Annotated in this window: 19 protein-coding genes, 1 tRNA gene and 1 pseudogene; 9 read left to right on the forward strand and 12 right to left on the reverse strand. The window is 50.8% G+C overall.

Annotated features, from left to right (window positions below):
• Window positions 1-560: 560 nt before the first annotated feature.
• From OCV64_RS09270 to OCV64_RS09310, 9 genes and pseudogenes are all read right to left on the reverse strand, one after another.
• Window positions 561-1,538, reverse strand: a pseudogene (locus tag OCV64_RS09270) (VirB4-like conjugal transfer ATPase, CD1110 family); the annotation flags it as partial.
• A complete protein-coding gene (locus OCV64_RS09275; RefSeq protein WP_003529188.1) occupies window positions 1,486-1,890 on the reverse strand; it encodes a PrgI family protein in 405 nt (134 codons plus the stop codon). The pseudogene OCV64_RS09270 and the gene OCV64_RS09275, both read right to left, overlap by 53 nt.
• A 21-nt stretch (window positions 1,891-1,911) precedes the next feature.
• On the reverse strand, window positions 1,912-2,781 hold the full coding sequence (locus tag OCV64_RS09280; RefSeq protein WP_002610323.1) for a VirB6/TrbL-like conjugal transfer protein, CD1112 family: 870 nt from the start codon (window positions 2,779-2,781) through the stop codon (window positions 1,912-1,914).
• Between the two features lie 16 nt (window positions 2,782-2,797).
• Window positions 2,798-3,013, reverse strand: a complete 216-nt coding sequence (locus tag OCV64_RS09285) for a Maff2 family mobile element protein (protein ID WP_002610321.1) — start codon at window positions 3,011-3,013, stop codon at window positions 2,798-2,800.
• Between the two features lie 198 nt (window positions 3,014-3,211).
• Window positions 3,212-3,379, reverse strand: a complete 168-nt coding sequence (locus OCV64_RS09290) for a hypothetical protein (RefSeq protein ID WP_002610319.1) — start codon at window positions 3,377-3,379, stop codon at window positions 3,212-3,214.
• On the reverse strand, window positions 3,372-5,159 hold the full coding sequence (locus OCV64_RS09295; protein WP_003529196.1) for a VirD4-like conjugal transfer protein, CD1115 family: 1,788 nt from the start codon (window positions 5,157-5,159) through the stop codon (window positions 3,372-3,374). Before OCV64_RS09295 ends, OCV64_RS09290 begins: the two co-directional genes overlap by 8 nt.
• Window positions 5,156-5,632 carry a PcfB family protein gene (locus OCV64_RS09300; protein WP_055153213.1) on the reverse strand — a complete coding sequence of 159 codons (477 nt, stop codon included), beginning with the start codon at window positions 5,630-5,632 and terminating at the stop codon, window positions 5,156-5,158. The genes OCV64_RS09295 and OCV64_RS09300 overlap by 4 nt, the downstream gene beginning before the upstream one ends.
• A gap of 82 nt (window positions 5,633-5,714) precedes the next feature.
• Window positions 5,715-5,933 (reverse strand): DUF5348 domain-containing protein, encoded by a 219-nt coding sequence (locus OCV64_RS09305; protein WP_002610290.1) that lies wholly within the window; start codon window positions 5,931-5,933, stop codon window positions 5,715-5,717.
• 19 nt (window positions 5,934-5,952) lie between these two features.
• A complete protein-coding gene (locus OCV64_RS09310; RefSeq protein ID WP_003529199.1) occupies window positions 5,953-6,858 on the reverse strand; it encodes a DUF6017 domain-containing protein in 906 nt (301 codons plus the stop codon).
• A 563-nt stretch (window positions 6,859-7,421) separates the two neighbouring features.
• On the opposite strand from OCV64_RS09310, the gene OCV64_RS09315 reads away from it, so the two are divergent.
• A complete protein-coding gene (locus OCV64_RS09315; RefSeq protein ID WP_186853005.1) occupies window positions 7,422-8,618 on the forward strand; it encodes a cation:proton antiporter in 1,197 nt (398 codons plus the stop codon).
• A 45-nt stretch (window positions 8,619-8,663) separates the two neighbouring features.
• On the opposite strand, the gene OCV64_RS09320 is transcribed toward OCV64_RS09315, so the two are convergent.
• Together OCV64_RS09320 and trmB are read right to left on the reverse strand one after the other, a co-directional pair.
• Entirely contained in the window at window positions 8,664-9,671 is a 1,008-nt protein-coding gene (locus OCV64_RS09320; RefSeq protein WP_186853006.1) for a TolB-like translocation protein, read from the reverse strand.
• A gap of 15 nt (window positions 9,672-9,686) precedes the next feature.
• Window positions 9,687-10,403, reverse strand: a complete 717-nt coding sequence (gene trmB / locus OCV64_RS09325) for a tRNA (guanosine(46)-N7)-methyltransferase TrmB (RefSeq protein WP_240287901.1) — start codon at window positions 10,401-10,403, stop codon at window positions 9,687-9,689.
• A 395-nt stretch (window positions 10,404-10,798) separates the two neighbouring features.
• On the opposite strand from trmB, the gene OCV64_RS09330 reads away from it, so the two are divergent.
• From OCV64_RS09330 to OCV64_RS09360, 7 genes are all read left to right on the forward strand, one after another.
• Window positions 10,799-10,874 (forward strand) — tRNA-Pro (locus OCV64_RS09330).
• Window positions 10,875-11,256: 382 nt separating this feature from the next.
• Window positions 11,257-11,829 carry an SGNH/GDSL hydrolase family protein gene (locus OCV64_RS09335; protein ID WP_262669855.1) on the forward strand — a complete coding sequence of 191 codons (573 nt, stop codon included), beginning with the start codon at window positions 11,257-11,259 and terminating at the stop codon, window positions 11,827-11,829.
• Entirely contained in the window at window positions 11,826-12,236 is a 411-nt protein-coding gene (locus OCV64_RS09340) for a peptide deformylase (protein ID WP_262669856.1), read from the forward strand. The genes OCV64_RS09335 and OCV64_RS09340 overlap by 4 nt, the downstream gene beginning before the upstream one ends.
• Window positions 12,237-12,253: 17 nt before the next feature.
• Window positions 12,254-12,742, forward strand: coding sequence for a metallophosphoesterase family protein (locus OCV64_RS09345; protein WP_262669857.1), 489 nt, complete (start codon window positions 12,254-12,256; stop codon window positions 12,740-12,742).
• Complete coding sequence (locus OCV64_RS09350) at window positions 12,709-13,215, forward strand: DUF6933 domain-containing protein (protein ID WP_262669858.1); 507 nt, start codon at window positions 12,709-12,711, stop codon at window positions 13,213-13,215. Before OCV64_RS09345 ends, OCV64_RS09350 begins: the two co-directional genes overlap by 34 nt.
• Window positions 13,215-13,940, forward strand: a complete 726-nt coding sequence (locus OCV64_RS09355; RefSeq protein WP_262669859.1) for an alpha/beta hydrolase — start codon at window positions 13,215-13,217, stop codon at window positions 13,938-13,940. The genes OCV64_RS09350 and OCV64_RS09355 overlap by 1 nt, the downstream gene beginning before the upstream one ends.
• A gap of 425 nt (window positions 13,941-14,365) precedes the next feature.
• On the forward strand, window positions 14,366-16,168 hold the full coding sequence (locus OCV64_RS09360; protein WP_262669860.1) for a zinc-ribbon domain-containing protein: 1,803 nt from the start codon (window positions 14,366-14,368) through the stop codon (window positions 16,166-16,168).
• A 123-nt stretch (window positions 16,169-16,291) separates the two neighbouring features.
• Here the strand turns inward: OCV64_RS09360 and OCV64_RS09365 are convergent, their stop codons facing one another.
• A complete protein-coding gene (locus OCV64_RS09365; RefSeq protein ID WP_262669862.1) occupies window positions 16,292-16,582 on the reverse strand; it encodes a hypothetical protein in 291 nt (96 codons plus the stop codon).
• A gap of 136 nt (window positions 16,583-16,718) precedes the next feature.
• Between OCV64_RS09365 and OCV64_RS09370 the strand changes: the two genes are divergently transcribed.
• Complete coding sequence (locus OCV64_RS09370; protein ID WP_262669863.1) at window positions 16,719-17,918, forward strand: ATP-binding protein; 1,200 nt, start codon at window positions 16,719-16,721, stop codon at window positions 17,916-17,918.
• Window positions 17,919-17,949 lie beyond the last annotated feature (31 nt).

A 17,949-nucleotide genomic window follows, 5' to 3' on the forward strand; every position in this document is an offset into this window, starting at 1 on the left:
ATTCGTCTGCTTACTTCCTAATGGTAGAAGCCTACTGCCTTTCCTCGTTCCAACAATCCTATCTTTACATATACCTTTAGGTCTCCGCTTTAAGCCTGTCAGCTTGAACACGCCTGTAACGTGCTATGGTGTTTCATAACATCAATTTTTACTCCACCACACTGATTAGCGATGAACGCTACCAGCACATTTCTATGCCGTCATGGTATAGACCCTTACATTCGCGGTTTTCGTCAGTCATATTTCAAACATTCTGACCTTGGGTATTTTGTAGACCTCCGGCCTATAGGTAGCACCGTCCATCTCTGGACAGCTTTCGTGGGGCTGGTAAGTATCCAGCAATCCATACGGCTACTCTCAGCCGACTTCACCGAGCTTCTGACAGGTCAGTTTTCACTTACACCCGCCAGTCGGAGTATTAAGGGGGCGTTTCAGGGCGTTACCCCATCATTCCACCTCTTGGATTGTTAGTTCTCCTAACATCTGAAATTTTCGTTCTTTTGTTAGTGCCTGATTTTGTCCTTCAACCACGAAGGCTTTGTTCAGGAACGAGTCGCACTTATATCCATGTCATAGCCGCTTCTAACCGCTTTTTTCTGTTCCTCAATCTTCATCTTGTCAAGGTCTGTGATTTTGCGCTTAATGGTCTTGATTGCTTCCGACTGGTCGATACTGCGGATATGTAAATTGACGATTACCCCTGTTTCCAAGTCCAGTATGTCGGCAAGCATACGGTCGTTAAGCTCCGGCGCAAGGATTTCAAGGAAGCTCGCCGCGCCGATTTTCTTCCCCATGCGGAAATATCTGCCCTCGCCAAAACGGAAAGAGGACGGGGCGATAAAATCCTTTGTAGACAGCCCCGACGGGGTAAGCCAGTCAAAGGAAAAGGAGAACGGCTCGCCCTCCGGGTGGAATACCCCATGCAGCACCTTTAAGCGTTCATAGCCGGATAAGGGGCGGGCGGTTACGCCAAGCACCTTGAAATTGTTAAACACGTCGGTTTCGATACGGGAAAGTCTTGATTTTGCAGCCGCCTTGTTATCGGCTTCAACGGTAAAGGTAATGTATTTGTGCTTCACAAGCCCGTTGTTGCCTTTACTAAGCTGATTTTTCAGCATATCCGAATACTCGGTGCGGATAGAGTTAAAAGCGTCCTCCTGTGCCGGGATAGTGATAGCTTTTTCTGCCTGTTCCCGCTGCGTCCCTTGATTGATGAAAGAAAGCTGCACGCTCACGCTCGCGTCAAAGTAGTTGAGGAAATCGCACCAGTTTTCAAAAATGGCGGTCTTATCGTCTGCCTGTGCAAGCTGATAATTGATGTCCTCGAACACGACGCACTTTGAATATCTCTTTTCCGTAACCTTGCAGATACCGTCCGGGTACATGGCAAGGTAAGGAATGGTCTGCTGTGCGGTGCGGGCTTTGCCGTCCCCCTTTGCCTTTCGGATAGCTTCGGCAATCTGTTTCTTTTCGGCGCGGGTCAGCTTACGCCTGTTTCCTGCGGCTTCCCGCGTCTTTTTTGTTTGTCCTTTTGACAATCGCTGATACCTCCTTTTCAAGTTTTCGCTGCTTTTCCAAGACAGCGTATAGGTTTTCGGTTCTGTAAGGTCGCTCCTTTGGGCGGGTAAACTTTGTCTGAACGACATTTCTTACCACCACTTCAAGGGGCTGCCCATGTTTTTCATACATGGCAAGCAGGAAACAGGGGAGCATGACGACAATCATCGCCATAGCCGCAAGGTTTGTCCCTGCGCTGCCTTTGAGCAAAAAAAACAGCGGCAGTCCGATTAAGAGAGCCGCCGCAAAACAAACGATTTGCCGCTTTGTCAGATTGAAAGCGACTTTTGTTTTGACTTTGGAAAGGTCTTTGGGTACAGGTACATACGCCAAGAAAATACCTCCTTTCTGCCCTTAGTGGGCGTTGAATATGGATTTTGCCAGTGTGCCGGATTTGAACAGGGAAAAACAGAGGATAACCGTATAGGCGGCAAGGGAAAATACCGCGCTGTGCAGATTGTCTGCGATTATCATATCGTTTACCAGTACGGCGTAAATACCGACACATATCATAATGAGGAAGCCTTGAAAACCAAGAGCGAACAGCCCTTTTAGGTAGTTGTTTCCAATCTGTCCCCATTCTCTGTTGGTCATGGTCGCAAATGGAATAGGCGATACCGAACAGTAAAGGTAAATCTCTATCATTCTGCCGTAGAGGATAACGGTTATCAGTACGGACATGATTTTCATGCAAAGGCTTACAAGGCTTGTTTCAAGCACAAGTAAGAGCAGTTCGGGGATTTCCATATCTTCAAGCCCCTCCTGCATGGCGGCAAGGGCTTCGGCAACGTCGATATTCGTATCGCCGCCGATAACCCCCGCTGCGCCGGAAACGATATGCTGCGCCATATCAAAGACCGCCATTGTGATGTTGAACGTGTTGGTTACGATAAACACCGCGACAAAGGCTTTGAATATCCACTTAAAGAACATGAATGTTTCTATGTCGTGCATATTGTTCTTTTCCGTTACCATGCTGATTAGCTCGTAGCATAGGACATAGGTAATGACAAGCCCCGCAATCGGAACGATTACATTTTCAGAAAGGGTCTGTATCATGCTGAAAATATTTGCGTTCCAACCCTGCGGGGTCTGTCCTACCTCGTTTGCGATAGTCCCGACTTTTTCGTTTACGTCCCCGAACATAGTTGACAGATTACCGTTTATCGCTCCGATAAGGATTTCCTTTATCCATTCGTTAATCGCGTCAAGTATGCTCTGCATAGGCAGCTACCCGCGCTTAACCGAACAAGCCGGAAAGCAGAGGTACAAGGATAGTGCCGATAAGGGCAACGCCGCCGCCCGCCATGAGCTGCTTAATGCCCTGTGATTTTGCGCCCGGATTATCATTTCCGTAGCCCTCCAAGAGATTGATAACGCCCCAAATGCCAAGTCCTGCTCCAAGAGCGATAACCAAAGTCTGTAATACGCCGATTGCGCTGTTGAAAAATTCCATAAAACTCCTTTCTGCCGCAAATGCGGCTTGCCCGTAAAAGGGCATAAAAAACGGCGGTCAGTTTTCAAACTGCCGCGGTCATAAGTCCCCGCGCTGCCTAAATGTCTGCTGCGCGGCGGTATTCAGTTGTCAGTGTGGGCGATAGGAATTTTTGTAGGGGCGCGTATCATGCAAGTTGTCTTTTTCTTTGTTACTGCGTCAATTCCTCCTTTCTTTTCGCTGCTGCTCATACAGGGCTTCACACCGTTTCACAAACTGCCGGATAGCAGCCTGCCGCTGCTGTTCCCGTCGTTCAGCAATCGAAACAAGCCCGTTTATGGCTTCTGTGATTTTCTTGTCCTTTTTCTTTCTGATACGTCTATTCATGGTCGGTGTCCTCCTGCAAATCGCTTTCGCTGATTTCGTAGTAGTCAAATACTTCGTCCGGCTTCACAAGGGCGGGTCTGCGCCTTAAATGCTTTTCCATATCAAAAGTATTTTTCTTGTCATAGTCGGAAAGATATTTATAGTTGGGGTGCTTTGTAATGTCGTACTTATCAGAGAAGAACGGGCGCACCCCTCGTAGCTGTAAAATACATTTCCCGCCGTCCATAACCGCTATTTCATCTTCCGTCATAAGCTGCTTGCCTAACTTCTGATAGTTCAGCCCATGCGATACCTCGCGCCCCCGGTTCTCGGAAGTGTTGAAGCTGTCAATGGTTTCTTTCCCCAAGATTTCCGACATTTCTTTGAGGGTGGTTTTCTCCTTGCCGCCCAAGAAAAGGGTGGTGTCGCAGTTGCCGACTATGGTATCGGCGTTGTCCTTATAGATTGCCTTTAACTGGCTTTGCGACTGTAAGATAATCGACGCGGAGATTTCCCGGCTTCGTATGGTGGCTATGAGCTTTTCAAACTTCGGTATCTGCCCGATATTTGCAAACTCGTCTAACAGACAGCGCACATGGACGGGCAGCCTGCCGCCGTATTCATCATCTGCCTTGTCGCAAAGCAGATTGAAAAGCTGCGTGTAAAGAATACTCACGACAAAGTTAAAAGTATCGTCGGTGTCGCTGATGATAACAAACAGGGCGGTCTTGCGGTCGCCTATGGTGTCAAGCTCCATTTCGTCGGTTTCCATAAGGTCGCGCAGCTCCTTAATGTCAAAAGGGGCAAGCCGCGCACCGCAGGAAATGAGAATAGAGCTTCGTGTCTTTCCCGCAGATAACAGGAATTTCTTGTACTGCCGGACGGCAAAGTGTTCCGGGTCTTTTTCCTCCAACCGTTCAAACATGAGGTCAACGGGGGACTGAAATTCCGGGTCGTCCTCGCGGGCTTCACTGGCATTTATCATTTCAAGCAGCGTCGTGAAGTTCTTTTCTTCCTCCGGGGCTTCGTACCAAATGTAGCCGATAAGGGCGCAGTAAAAGAGCCGTTCCGATTTTACCCAAAAATCCTCCCCGGCTTTTTCCCCGTCCCCTTTGGTGTTGGCAATCAAGGTATTTACCAGTTTCAAAATGTCTTTTTCGCTGCGGATATAGGCAAAGGGATTATAACGCATGGATTTCTTAAAATTTATCGTGTTCAGCACCTTTATCCGATACCCGCCGCGCTGTAAGAGCTTCCCACACTCGACTAAAACCGTACCTTTCGGGTCAGTTACAACGTAGCTTGAGTGCATTTGCATTAAGTTGGGCTTCACAAAAAATCTCGTCTTGCCGCTGCCGCTTCCCCCGATAACAAGGATATTTTTATTCCTTGCATACTTCGGCTGCTTCGGGCGGCTGTTCATGGTAAGCCGTTCCGTCTGTGTCAGAAGCACGTTATTTTGAAATACCGGGTCGGTATAGGGCTTTATATCTTCGGCGTTGCCCCAACGGGCTGAACCGTATTCGATACCTTTTCGGTATTTCTTCGCGTTCTTGCCTTTGAAGTACACCATAAGCCGGATAAGGACAGCCCCCACAATACCGATAAGCAAATCCATAGGGGCAAGGCTCGGAAGCGGGGTTGCAAAGGCAGCGGAAAAGCCGTCTGCAAGGGAAAGCACCTTGCCGGAAAGGTCAGCCCCCGGCGCAAGGCGTACCGCTTGTCCGATTTTGTCAAAGAGATAGACAAAGAGCAGATAGGGGGCATTTAGGATAAGCAGCTTTTTAAGTTCCGGCTTCATAGCGATGCCTCCCTGTCCTTTTTCTTCACTTTGTCCTTCTGTGCGTTCAGAGCTGCCGCCTTGTCTTTCAGAGTGGAAAGCAGCTTGCGGATAGAGGGCTTTTTATCCCTGCCTAATTTCTTTGCGGTAAATTCCCGGAACGCTTCGGTCATAACGTCAATATCCTTGCCCTTAAAAGACACAAGATAGGTCGGCGGCTTGCCGTTCTCAATCTTCTTGACGTTGTAATCAAGCCCGCTTTTCCTTGCGATAGGGTCAAAGGCTTTGATATTTTGGTCGGTAATCTCAATGTTGGAAACCTTTTCTCCCTGCTTCATAAGCTGCCGCATAGTGATTTTCCCATGCGGGGCTTTGGTTAGCTGCCCTTTGCCTTTGGCAAGCAGGGCTTTCATAGCCTTTTGCAGCACTTCGGCGGTCAGCTTAGATGTTTTGATTGCTAAAGACACGACTTTTTCATTGACTTCATCTTGCATGAAATCCCTCCTTTCATAGTTTGGTTAGGGTGGTGTGCCGCTTCGGGGCATAAAAATAAGGCGTACATTTTTCATGCCGCCTTTAGATACGCACCCGCAGCCCGTTCAAATCCGAAGCCCTCACACCGACAAGATACCAGTTGTCCCCGTACTCCATGCGGGTCGGCTTCCATTTGCCGCGTACAAACACTTCAAGGCAATCCCCACAATGCAATCCTCCGTAGTAGTCGTTAAGGTCAAAGCGAATGTCGTAACGGTCTGCCGTTTCATCAAAAATCAAAGCTCCTGTTTTCTGTGTCATATTAAAATCCTCCTGTTTTTTAATAGCCGCCGTACATATCGTGGTTGACAAGGGCGGTGTAATAGCTGTCAATGGTGTTGGGCGCGTTGAAAAGTACCGCTTTCAGATATTGCTTGATGTTACGGATTTTCGTGGTGTTCTCTTTCATGCAGTCAAAGACAAATTCAATGTGGCTGCTGTTCAGCTTCATAAACTTTGCTTTGACAAGCTCTGCCGGATAATCGTCCCCGGCGATACGAATTGTCTTTCGTTTGGTGCAGACAGTTTCAAGGATAAGGGACACAATCTCGTCCAAGCGTTCCCTGTCAATGTTGGTATGCTTGATAAAATGCTCATACTCGATATTGTCCTTGATGATTTCCTCATACACGCTGTATGCGTCTGCCGCTTCCGTTCCTTTCCGTTCCGGCTCTGCCGTTTCTTCCCTCAAAGGAGAGGGGTTAGGGGAAAGGATAGGAATGGAATGGTTACTTGATAAATCCGTATTTGATTTTTCTTTTTTTGGTAAGTCAGTCTTTTGTATATCTTTATTTAATTGCATTGGATTTTCCAACGTAGGTTTTTCCTGCGTAGGATTTTCCAATGTTGGATTTCCCAATGTTGGATTTTCCAATGTAGGTAAATCCAAGTTAGGCGGCTGCTCATAGATGATGTAATCAGTTCCCCGCAAGCGTCCTTTCTCGTCGCGCTCCCTTGAACGCTGAATATATCCGGCTCTTTCAAGCTCCCGGACAGCTTCGCGGATAGCGTCGATTTTTTCCCGGTTGATATAGGACAGTCCCGCAAGGGTATAGTCCCAATCCTCCGGCAAGGACAGCATTTGCGATAACAGCCCTTTTGCCTTTAGGGAAAGTTCTTTGTTGCGTAAATGGTGGTTGCTCATAACCGTATATCCTGTGTTTCTCTCCACGCGGAAAACTGCCATAGCTTCATCAACTCCTTTGCTGCATATTTGTTACGCGGTAGAACAGCGATTTTAAGGGTTTAGGTATCAATCCCTTACCCTGTGAAAACCGTACCCGCAAAGCCTTGTGTAGCAAGACTCTTTTTGCCCCTACTGCGTAACATGAGGGTAAAAAAATAGCGGCGTTCCTTGTTTCCCGGTTGGGATAAGGTAACGCCGCCAGTGCGGTGCTATATGAAATTGTGTGATTGCCGACGTGCCGCGCCGCCAGTGCGTCGCGTTTGTATTGGGTTGTTTCATGCTCGCAAGATGTTCCGGCATATCAAGGCGCAATCCGTTAAAAGTAGTAAATTGGTAGTAAAATCAATCTGAAATCCTGCGAATGTGCTTGTATTTCAAGGGTTTTTCGGGATAATCAAAATTTTTAAATTAAAAAATGAACGAAATCTGAACGCTTGCTCCCTTGACTTTTTCGAAAGTTAAGCCTATGATTTGTCTGCAAAACAGGTAACGGCCTTACGGCGGTAAAGACGGTCCGTCGGATATGATAGTTGTGGCCCGCCTCTTTGCACAGGAGGTATTTTATGGACTCTTATACAATTTTCAAAGATATCGCCATCATTCTGGTGGCTGGCAAATTTTGCGGCCTGTGCGCGCGAAGGCTGAAAGTCCCCAGTGTGGTAGGTGAGATCGTAGCTGGTCTTTTGGTTGGGCCCTGTGTCTTTGGTCTGGTCCAGCCCTCCGATTTCTTGACCCAAATGGCCGAGATCGGCGTTGTGCTCCTCATGTTCTCGGCCGGTCTGGAGTCTGACACCCAAGAACTTCTGCGCAGCGGCCCCAAGGCCCTTGCTATCGCCACTTCCGGCGTTCTGCTCCCCCTAGTTGCGGGTACGGGCCTTTTCCTGCTGTTTTATGGCGGGGACAACTCAGAGAGAAATCTGTTCTATGAAGCGCTGTTCATTGGCTGTATCCTGACCGCAACCTCTGTATCTATTACCGTGCAGGCTCTGCGGGAGCTTGGCCATCTAAAAGAGCAGGTCGGCACCACTATCCTGTCAGCCGCTATCATTGACGATGTACTCGGCATTATCGTCTTGACCCTCATCAGCGGCCTGAAAGATCCCGATTCCTCTTTGTTCATGGTAGCCTGGGGAACTTTGATGTTCTTCCTTTTCTCTGCCGTGGTAGGTTATCTAATCTATCAGTTCTTTGATCGAATGGATGCTCGTCACCCACAGACCAGGCGGTTACCCATCCTTGCTCTGTCCTTCTGCTTGGCAATGTCCTATATTGCCGAGGAGTATTTTGGAATTGCCGATATCACCGGCGCCTATGTAGCCGGATTGGTGTTATCCAATCTGCAAGACGCCCCCTATATCGAGCGCAAGATGGACATTAACTCGTATATCATTTTTGGCCCCCTGTTCTTTGCTTCCATCGGCTTAAGTACCGATGTGGGCGAGATGAATCCTAAGCTCCTTCTGTTTACCCTCGCCTTCCTTGTGGTCGGTCTGCTGTCTAAAGTGGTCGGCTGCGGCGGAATGGCCCGTCTATGCCACTTCTCCGGCAGAGACTCCCTCAAGATCGGTGTCGGTATGATGAACCGGGGCGAAGTGGCCTTGATTGTGGCCCAAAAGGGGCTACTGCTGGGCCTTCTCAATTCCATGTTCTTCACCAGTGTTATCATCTTGATCTTGGTGTCTGCTATCATCACCCCCATCTTTTTGAAGATCCTATATAGCCGGGACTCTCGACTAGAACCGACACCTCCGACAGCATAAACGCTCAAAAACGCCGCCTCGTTTTTCCCAGGCGGCGTTTTTATGTCAGAAATCAGGATACCCCACCAGGGGCTTCCAGCCGAAAAATTCCCGCAGCTGGCGGCCATCATATAGATAAGCGCCAGCGCTGTCCGACCAGGTCAAACAGTCTCCGGTCCACACCGGCCCGCTGGAGCTGCTGGATATCTGTGGGCACTCAAAGTGGAATCTAGGCTGGCTCCCATTCACAGCCGAGGACCATATCCCGTGGTGGAAGGGCTCTCTTTCAGAACCAGACCTTAAAGCTGCCTCCCGAGGGCAGCACAGCCTCAGACTAAACCACAGACGCCCCCCGCTGATCCCCAGCAGGTCCATCTCTTCCCACACCTCCTTCTCCCGCTCAAAGGGAGCCAGGATATCCGGGGCGCTTCCCCACCGCAGGATATCTCTGTAACCTCGAAGTATCGTGGTGCATCTGCCGGTTTTTATATCCAGTGCCTTCACCCCACTTGACTTGGTATATACCACGCTTGTTTCATCCAGCCAATGGTAATGAAAGATGGAGCATTTCGTATCCCGAACCTCTCCGGTATCCAGATCATATAGGTGCAGCACCTTGTTTCCGGAGCGGTATTTATAGTAAGACAGGTACCGACCCTCCGGACTGATCCCCAGTCCCATAGGGGCCCCTTTGGCCTGTTGAAAGCGAACCAGCTTCTCCCCCTGCCGCTCCCCCAATCTCCAACGCCAAAAGCTATTCCCGTCGCTAAAATACAGCGTATTCCCCGGTCCCATAATCGAATCCGCGGTAAAGCAGTCCTCTTTTGTAACCTTGATGGGAACCGTGAGTAGCTGTCCTTCCTGCTGGTCATAAAGCCAAAGGCCGTGGGCCTCCTCAGGCACATATCTCAGCCCTTCGGCAGTGGCTCGGGAATTCCCTATGGCCGCATAGCGCTCTCCGCCCACTAAGTGGGCATACACGCCGGGCGCCAGTGGTCCCGGCAGGGGCACATGCGTGATTTTCTCTCCGTCCAAAATCTGAAAGTCGCTTCCCATTAGGCGGTAAAAGCGCATGATACCGCTCTCCTTCTATCCCGTCTCCGCATCCGTCTTTGTCCTGCGGCTCTGGTCAGGTCCTACGATGGGCTTATATTCCGGCTCCGGATTCATCGCTTCCTTCGTTCCTACGCAGCGGTTGATAGGCGTCCCCATTTGATAGAATTTTTCTTCATAATCCGTCATTACCCCGTTGATACCCTGTCCGTGGAGATCACGAGTAACTTCAGATAGTATGAATCCAGCCTTTGGAAATTGGAAAAGGGACCACTCAAACAGATCCCGGTTGTCGCTCTTGAAGTGGATCTGCCCCCCCTCTCTAAGGATCCCACGATACAGAACCAGGAATTGCTCGTGGGTCAATCTGCGGCGGGCGTGTTTCAACCCTGGCCATGGATCGCAAAAATTGATATACAGCAGATCCACCTCTCCTGGCGCAAAATAATCCCGGAGCTTGGCTGCGTCACCATCAATAAAAAAAATATTATCCAGTCCCTTTTCCATGCTTCGCTCCATAGCAATGACCATGGCGTCAGGCACCCGCTCCAAAGCGATATATAAGACATCTGGGTTCCGTTGAGCGGTCTCCGCAGAAAACCGCCCCTTTCCACAGCCGATCTCTAGCCTAATTTCCTTGGCGTCCGGCTTTAACTGTCTCCAATGTCCCCGGTAGGAGGACGGTTCGCGAATTAAAAAACGGGCACACCGCTCCATTCGGGGAATTAGATTGGGCTTTTTTCTCATTCTCATAGGGATGTCACCTCTCAGGTTTGTTACAAAAATATCTTATCATATTGATAGGAATACTTGCAATCTTTTTCAAAATATACTATACTATATTTTGTTAGCTGATTGTCAGTCTGTGAGCAAACAATATGCCGGTTTGTTGGTATGTATCAAATGTAAAATGAAACATCGAATATCTGGATATAGTGAAGGTAGTATTGCGCTTGATTTGGGAGGATAGACGACCTATCCATTCCCCTGAAAGCGAAATCCCGGAAGTCCTTGGGACAGTAGCTTGTGGCGAAAATTCCCCGGTTGAAAAATTCCCGCAAAATCGGGCTTGACCACAGCGCCGCCCACAGACACGAAAAACTTGCTTTTTTCCTCTCCGCATGGTATCATGCAGAAAAACTGAATATCCGGGTGTAGCGCAGTTGGTAGCGCGCTTGCTTTGGGAGCAAGATGCCGGGAGTTCGAGTCTCCCCACTCGGACCAAAAACCGCCTCAAAACCGATGTTTTGAGGCGGTTTTTATAACTTTTTGAGCAATAGTTTGTTTGGCGTTTTGCATAAATAAAGCCTCAAATGTGGTCAAAGCACTTTTTCGGATTTGTTTTGAATTTTTGTTGTAGATATAGCTTCTTGTCCATCTCCACCACGATTCGTTTCGAAAAGAGGCAAAAGCAAACTACACAATTTTTGGAACGTGGGGCATGACCACCCATTCACAATCAGTTCATGCTGCCGCAGCCTTATCTTTGAATCTTGCATCGCAAAATCTGATAGGCCTGGCCGCGCATTGTGGTCTTGTTCCTCCCAACTGGGCCGCGTATAATGGCAGTGGAAAGCAGTGAAATAAACGAGTAAGGAGCAGTGCCATGCGGATCCTCATGCTGGGCAACAGCTTTACCTCTACCAACAATATGCCGAAGATGTTGGCTGAACTGACCGGGGCGGAGGTGATCCACCATACCCGGGGCGGAGCGCGGCTGTCAGAGCAGATGGACCCCCATACCAGGCTGGGCAGTCAGACCCAAGCGGCGCTCCAAAAGGAGAAATGGGACTACGTGGTGCTCCAGGAGATGAGCCACGGCCCTATCACCGCCCCCAAGAGCTTCTTCTCCAGCGTGGAGCGGCTTTGCCGGCAGATCCGGGCAAACGGAGCGGTGCCCATTCTGTTCGCCACCTGGGCCTACCAGAAGGGCGGAACCAAGCTGACCGACAAAGGCTGGGATTACGACGAGAGGGCCCGGGCATTGTCCGAGGCCTATCACAAAGCGGCACAGGAAAATAATGCCCTGATTGCTGACGTGGGCCAGCGGTTTTACAAGTGGTCCGATCCCCAGGACCTTTATGCCGCCGACGGCATCCATCCCAGTGAGCTGGGCTCCCGTATCGCGGCGGAGACCATCGCTGCTGCCATTCAGGCACACAAGGAGAACGAATTATGATTCGAGACATTTGCAAAGACGAAGCATTTCTGGCCCGGAAGGCGGAGCCCGCCACGCCGGAGGACCTGCAAGTGGCGGCCGATCTGCTGGAGACCCTGGAGCACCACAAAGACGGCTGTGTGGGCATGGCGGCCAACATGATCGGCGTGAACAAACGCATCATCGTCTTTGACAACGAGGGGACCTATATGGTCATGTTCAACCCGGAGATCGTCAAAAAGTCCGGGCCCTATCAGGCGGAGGAGGGCTGTCTCTCCCTCACTGGCACCCGCCCGGCCCGGCGCTGGAAGACCATCAAGGTGCGCTGGCAGAATGAGAAGTTCCAGGATCGGTTAAAAACCTTCACTGGCTGGACGGCCCAGATCATCCAGCATGAGATCGACCACTGCGAGGGCATCATCATTTAAATAAGGGGGCGTAGCCTGTGAACATTGCCATTCTCTCTGATACCCACGGTTTGCTGCGGCTGGAAGTGGTGGAATACCTGAAGACCGCCGACGCCATCCTCCACGCCGGGGACATCAACCAGCAGGAAATTGTGGACCAGCTTCGGCAGTACGCACCGCTGTACATCGTCCGGGGCAACAACGACAAGGAGTGGGCGGAGCACATTCCCCACCACCTCACCGTCACCCTGGGCGGGGTGTCCTTTTACATGGTGCACAACAAAAAAGAAGTCCCGGCAGACCTCCCCGGGATCAACGCGGTGGTGTTCGGCCACTCTCACAAGTATTTCCAGGAGGAGAAGGACGGCCTTCTCTGGCTGAACCCCGGCTCCTGTGGCCCCCGGCGGTTCCATCAGGAGATCACCATGATGATGGCGGAGGTGGAAAACGGGACCCTGCGGGTGGAGAAGGTCACCATCCCTCACGAGGCGGCATGGTGGAGCTGGTTCCCCTCCAGCGGTTTTTGAAACAGAAGCCTCCTCCCTATGGTACCGAGCCGGACCGGAGGTTCTGCTGGGACCTCCATGTCATCACCCTGCGGGGGAACAGGAGCCTTCTGGCCGTCCACTGCCACAGCCGGTACGCCTTCGTCCGCTATGATGTGGTGTCTCTCCAGTGGGCGGATCTGCCGACGCTGTTCCGGGAGGGACTTCTGGACAGCCTCACCGCCGCCGACTTTTCTCAGGAGCTTGTGGCAGATTACCTGAGCCGGGCAGGAGCGATGGATGTGACCCGCACCCACGGTCGCCGGGAGGTGGCCTTTCTCAACCGGGCCTGGGAAGATGTGCTGACATCGGACCTGTGCCTGGACACAGACCGGCAGGCCCAGCCCCTGCTGGATCACGCTGTCAACACCCGCCCCAGCCGGTGTGCGGGCTTTGATGGCCTGGGGACCGGGCTGGAGCGGATGACCGAACTACTAAAGGAGTGGGAGACGTAATGGAACAAGCAGTGACGAAACACCGCCGCAAACGGTGGAAGAGCGCCGCCGGCATTTTGCTGGCGGTGCTGGTCCTGGCGGCGGGGGGCTTTTTCTGGTATGTGTCCGACTACTACCGGGCGGAGGACGTGGCCCTGGAGGTGCTCTCCGCCGGGGATAATATTGAGGTCCGGGATGATCTGACGGCCCTCTCCCCCTCTTATCCTACGGACACCGCCGTCATCTTCTATCCCGGGGCCAAGGTGGAAACCGCCGCCTACCTGCCCCTGCTGGACCAGCTCCGGCAGACCGGCCTCACCTGCATCCTGGTGGAGATGCCCTTCCATTTGGCTATCTTCGACGTGAACGCGGCAGAGGATGTGATGGCCCAGTTCCCGGACATTCGGCACTGGTACATCGCCGGTCACTCCATGGGCGGGGCCATGGCCTCCCAGTTCGCTTCGGAGCACCCGGACGAGGTGGACGGTCTAATCCTACTGGGGGCCTACCTTTACGGCGACTATCCGCCGGAGGACACCCTCACCATCTACGGCTCCCTGAACCAGAGCGTGGAGGCCAAGATCGACTATAAAGAGAATGTGGTGGAAATTGAGGGCGGCAACCACGCCCAGTTCGGCAATTACGGCCCCCAGAAAGGGGATCTGCCCGCCACGATCTCAGCAGAGGAACAGCAGGCCCAGACGGTGGAGGCCATCTCGAACTTTATTGCACGACAACAGGAGTAAAAGCTGTTTTTCAGAAACGGTGTGATCCCGTAGCGGTATCGCCCAGAACGTCAAGATCAGAAGGCCTCAGACGGACAACCGTATCTTATTAGGGCACAGAAACCTTCCACACAAATTATTAGCCAGAATACGCAAACAGTTGTATGATTTCTATTGAAAAGTAGCATGATACATCCGAAAAGTTTTCAGTAAGGCGTGGCGCTATGGAGATTAACCGGAGTCACTATCTCCGCATTGTCTCATACCACTTGGCCATCAGGTGCTAACTGGCCGTTGCGCCTTTGATGATGGCACACAGAGCCCTCTTATATGAAAATATTCTCTGCCTATGCAGCAATGTAAAAGGAAAATCTATTTTATCTTTGCGGCCTATGCTCTACTAAAATACACATTCAAACCACTATCTTGTCGAGAGGGAGGTAATCATGGTCAAATTGATAAAAGGTGAGAATGATTTGGCTACTGTGAATCCCGTGTTGGCAAAAGAGTGGCACCCCACAAAAAATAGGAACTTAAATCCGGAAGACATCACATCTGGATCGAGCAAGGAAGTTTGGTGGCTGTGTCCCAAAGGGCACTCCTATTTAATGGTGGTCAATCTGAGGACAAAAAGAGGATATGGCTGTCCCTATTGTTCTGGGCATCGAGCACTCAAAGGTATAAACGATTTGGCAACGACAAATCCAGACTTGGCAAAAGAATGGAACTATGATAAAAACATTGATTTAACGCCGTGTGATGTAACTGCCGGTAGTCGGAAAAAAGTATGGTGGCGGTGTGAAAAAGGACATGCCTACGAGCAGTTCATTATCAAACGAACCAACCGAGGATACTCTTGCCCGTACTGTTCCGGACATAAAGCACTTAGAGGATTCAATAATCTTGCAACTGTAAATCCTCGCTTGGCGAAAGAATGGCATCCCACGAAAAACGCTGATTTAACTCCATTTGATGTTACCGCTGGAAGCGGGAAAAGAGTGTGGTGGATGTGTCCGGTGGGACATGAATATCAGGCGACGATTCACGATAGAAACAGCGATGATACACAATGCCCAATTTGCAATGCCAAGAACCAGACTTCATTCCCTGAGCAGGCAATCCTCTATTACGTTAAAAAACTATATCCTGATGCAGTCAACAGATATAAAGAGATATTTGAACATTCCATGGAATTGGATGTTTATATTCCATCCATACGATTAGGAATTGAGTTTGATGGTGCAGCCTGGCATAACTCCGCAACACAGTTGAAACGAGAAAAGAAAAAGTACACCATCTGCCAGAAGCATCACATTACCCTTATTCGTGTTAAAGAAAACACGGACCAAGAATGGAATGATGTTGCGGATGCAGTCTATTACATTCCCAAAGTACGGACATATTCTGAGTTGGAAGGTGTTATTCAGGCGATATTGGATTCCATTGACCGGAATTCAAATATGTGGACAAGAAAAAATCCTCGCTATCTTCATAGTGCTATCACAGTTGATTTGGAAAGAGACAGAGCGGACATTCTCAACTATCTGAATGAAATCAAGAACTCGTTGGAGGAACTTCGTCCAGATGTTGTCAGGTGCTGGGATTTTACCAAGAACAAGAATTTAGTCCCCAGTATGTTTACAGTGAGTTCCAACCAAGTCGTGTGGTGGAAATGTCCAGACTGCGGACATGAGTGGCAATGTAGCATTAACAGTATGACACGCCCAGGAAGATATGGCTGTGCGGAATGTTCCAAGAGTCGACGGGGAACTACATATACAAAACAAGTTGCAAAACGGGTGGGTTCTCTTGCTGAGACAATGCCTGATTTAGCAAAAGAGTGGCATCCGACAAAAAACGGAGTATTATCCCCCGATGATATCTCGGCAGGACACTTTAAGACGGTTTGGTGGCTTTGTCCGCAATGTGGTTATGAGTGGGAGGCAAGCCCTAATAATCGCAAGAGAGGTGTGGGATGCCCATGTTGCAGTGGTAGGGTCCCCAAAAGCGGTGTAAATGACTTGGCAACTTTGTGTCCAGGGTTGATGGAGGAGTGGAATTTTCAAAAAAACGTAGGTTTGAATCCGCGTCAGTTGCTTCCCGGAAGTGGGAAAAGGGCATGGTGGAAGTGCCCACGGTGCGGACACGAATGGGAAGCTGTCATTGCCAGCCGAACAAAAGGACATGGCTGTCCCAAGTGTGCCAAGCAGAAAAAACGACCTAAATCAGAAACGAAAGGGCTGGTATAACGGATATACCAGCCCTTCTTCTTTAGGTCGGTGTTCGCCCCAGCATCCCCCGCATCATCTCATACCATTTCGCCGCCGTGTGCCGGGTCACCCCGGCACCGCGGACGATGGCCCAGTAGTTGGTCACGTCGGGGGGACCTTCATGTACATCCAGATCTTCTCCTGAGGTTTGGTGAGCTTGTCCAGCGGAGTGATGCCCGCACCTGGTTCTGAAGCGCCTGCCGCTCCGCCTGCATCTCCTAGATGAGGGCTTTCAGTTTCTTCTCGCACTCCTTCCGGGTCTTGTTTGCTGTGCCACGTACCGCCCGGCCTTACTGGGGAGTAGCGGCCTTCAAACAGGTGGTCATTGATCTGGGGGATGCACCCGGTTCCGGGTTTCCGGGCCTTTCTCAGCACTGGCCGGAAGTCGATCATCTGGGACGAATGCTCCTGGGCTCATCGTCCACCTCAAACAAGCTCAAAAGAAAACACTTTTTCATGTCTAACACGAAAAAGTGTTTGAATATTACAGCTAATTCGGGTATACTATCATAAAAAAGGGGGCGAGCCTATGATCATAAGACCTGCCTACATTGAGGCTGTCAGACCGTTTATGGACCAGCCGCTGGTGAAGATTTTGGCCGGCGTGCGCCGCTGCGGGAAGTCCACCATCTTTGAGATGCTGGCTGATGAATTTCGCCGGCGGGGGATACCGGAGGACCATATCATCCAAAAACGCTATACAGAGATGGACATTCCGGCGGACATCTCTGCCAAGGACATGTACGATGAGCTGAAAGCGCAGATCCATGGGAAGGGCCGCTGTTATCTGCTACTGGATGAGATCCAGGAGGTGAAGGGCTGGGAGAAGGCGGTCAACAGCCTGCTGGAGGGGGCGGATGCGGACATCTATATCACCGGCTCCAACTCCAAGCTGATGTCCAGCGAGATCTCCACCTACCTCACCGGCCGGTATGTGTCCATCCCCGTCTACCCCCTGTCCTTCCGGGAGTTTCTGGACTTCAACGCAGGAGATTCCCGGCCGGCCAAGGAGCTGCTGGAGGACTACATCCGGTTTGGCGGGTTCCCTATCATCGCATTAGGCAGCTATGACGCCCAGAGCGCCTACCAGATCGTCAACGGCATCTACCACACGATCCTTGCCCGGGATGTTCTCAAACGCAATCGGATCAATAAGCCGGACCTGTTTGACCGGGTGGTGAAGTACCTGATGGAGAACATGGGCAAGACTTTCTCGGCCAGCTCCATCACCAAGTTTTTGCGCAGCGAGCATCGCACCGTCTCCGCGGAATCCATCTACAACTACCTGCGCTGGCTGGAGCAGGTCTTTATCATCTATCCCTGCCATCGCTATGACATTCAGGGGAAGGCAGTCCTGGCCACTCAGGAGAAGTACTATCTGGTCGATGTCACGCTGAAATACTGCCTTCTGGGTTATGACCGGAAGATGCTGGACGGGGCTCTGGAGAACATCGTGTTCCTGGAGCTGAAGCGCCGGGGCTATGAGGTCTACGTCGGGAAAAACGCCGCCAAGGAGATTGACTTCATCGGCATCCGCCGGGACGAGAAGATCTATGTCCAGGTCTGCGTCCAGCTACCGGAGAACTCGGACCGGGAGGTGGGCAACCTTATGGAAATCCCGGACCACTATCCCAAGTATGTGGTCACCACCAACGGCCTGGATGTGGGCAACGAGAACGGTATCCGCATCGTGCTTCTGGCGGATTTTCTGCTGACGGAGAAGTGGTGATGTCTGCGGAGGATTGGTGAAGGGCTGCAAC

This window comes from Muriventricola aceti, from assembly GCF_025567565.1.
Taxonomy (GTDB): Bacteria; Bacillota; Clostridia; order Oscillospirales; family Oscillospiraceae; genus Lawsonibacter; species Lawsonibacter aceti.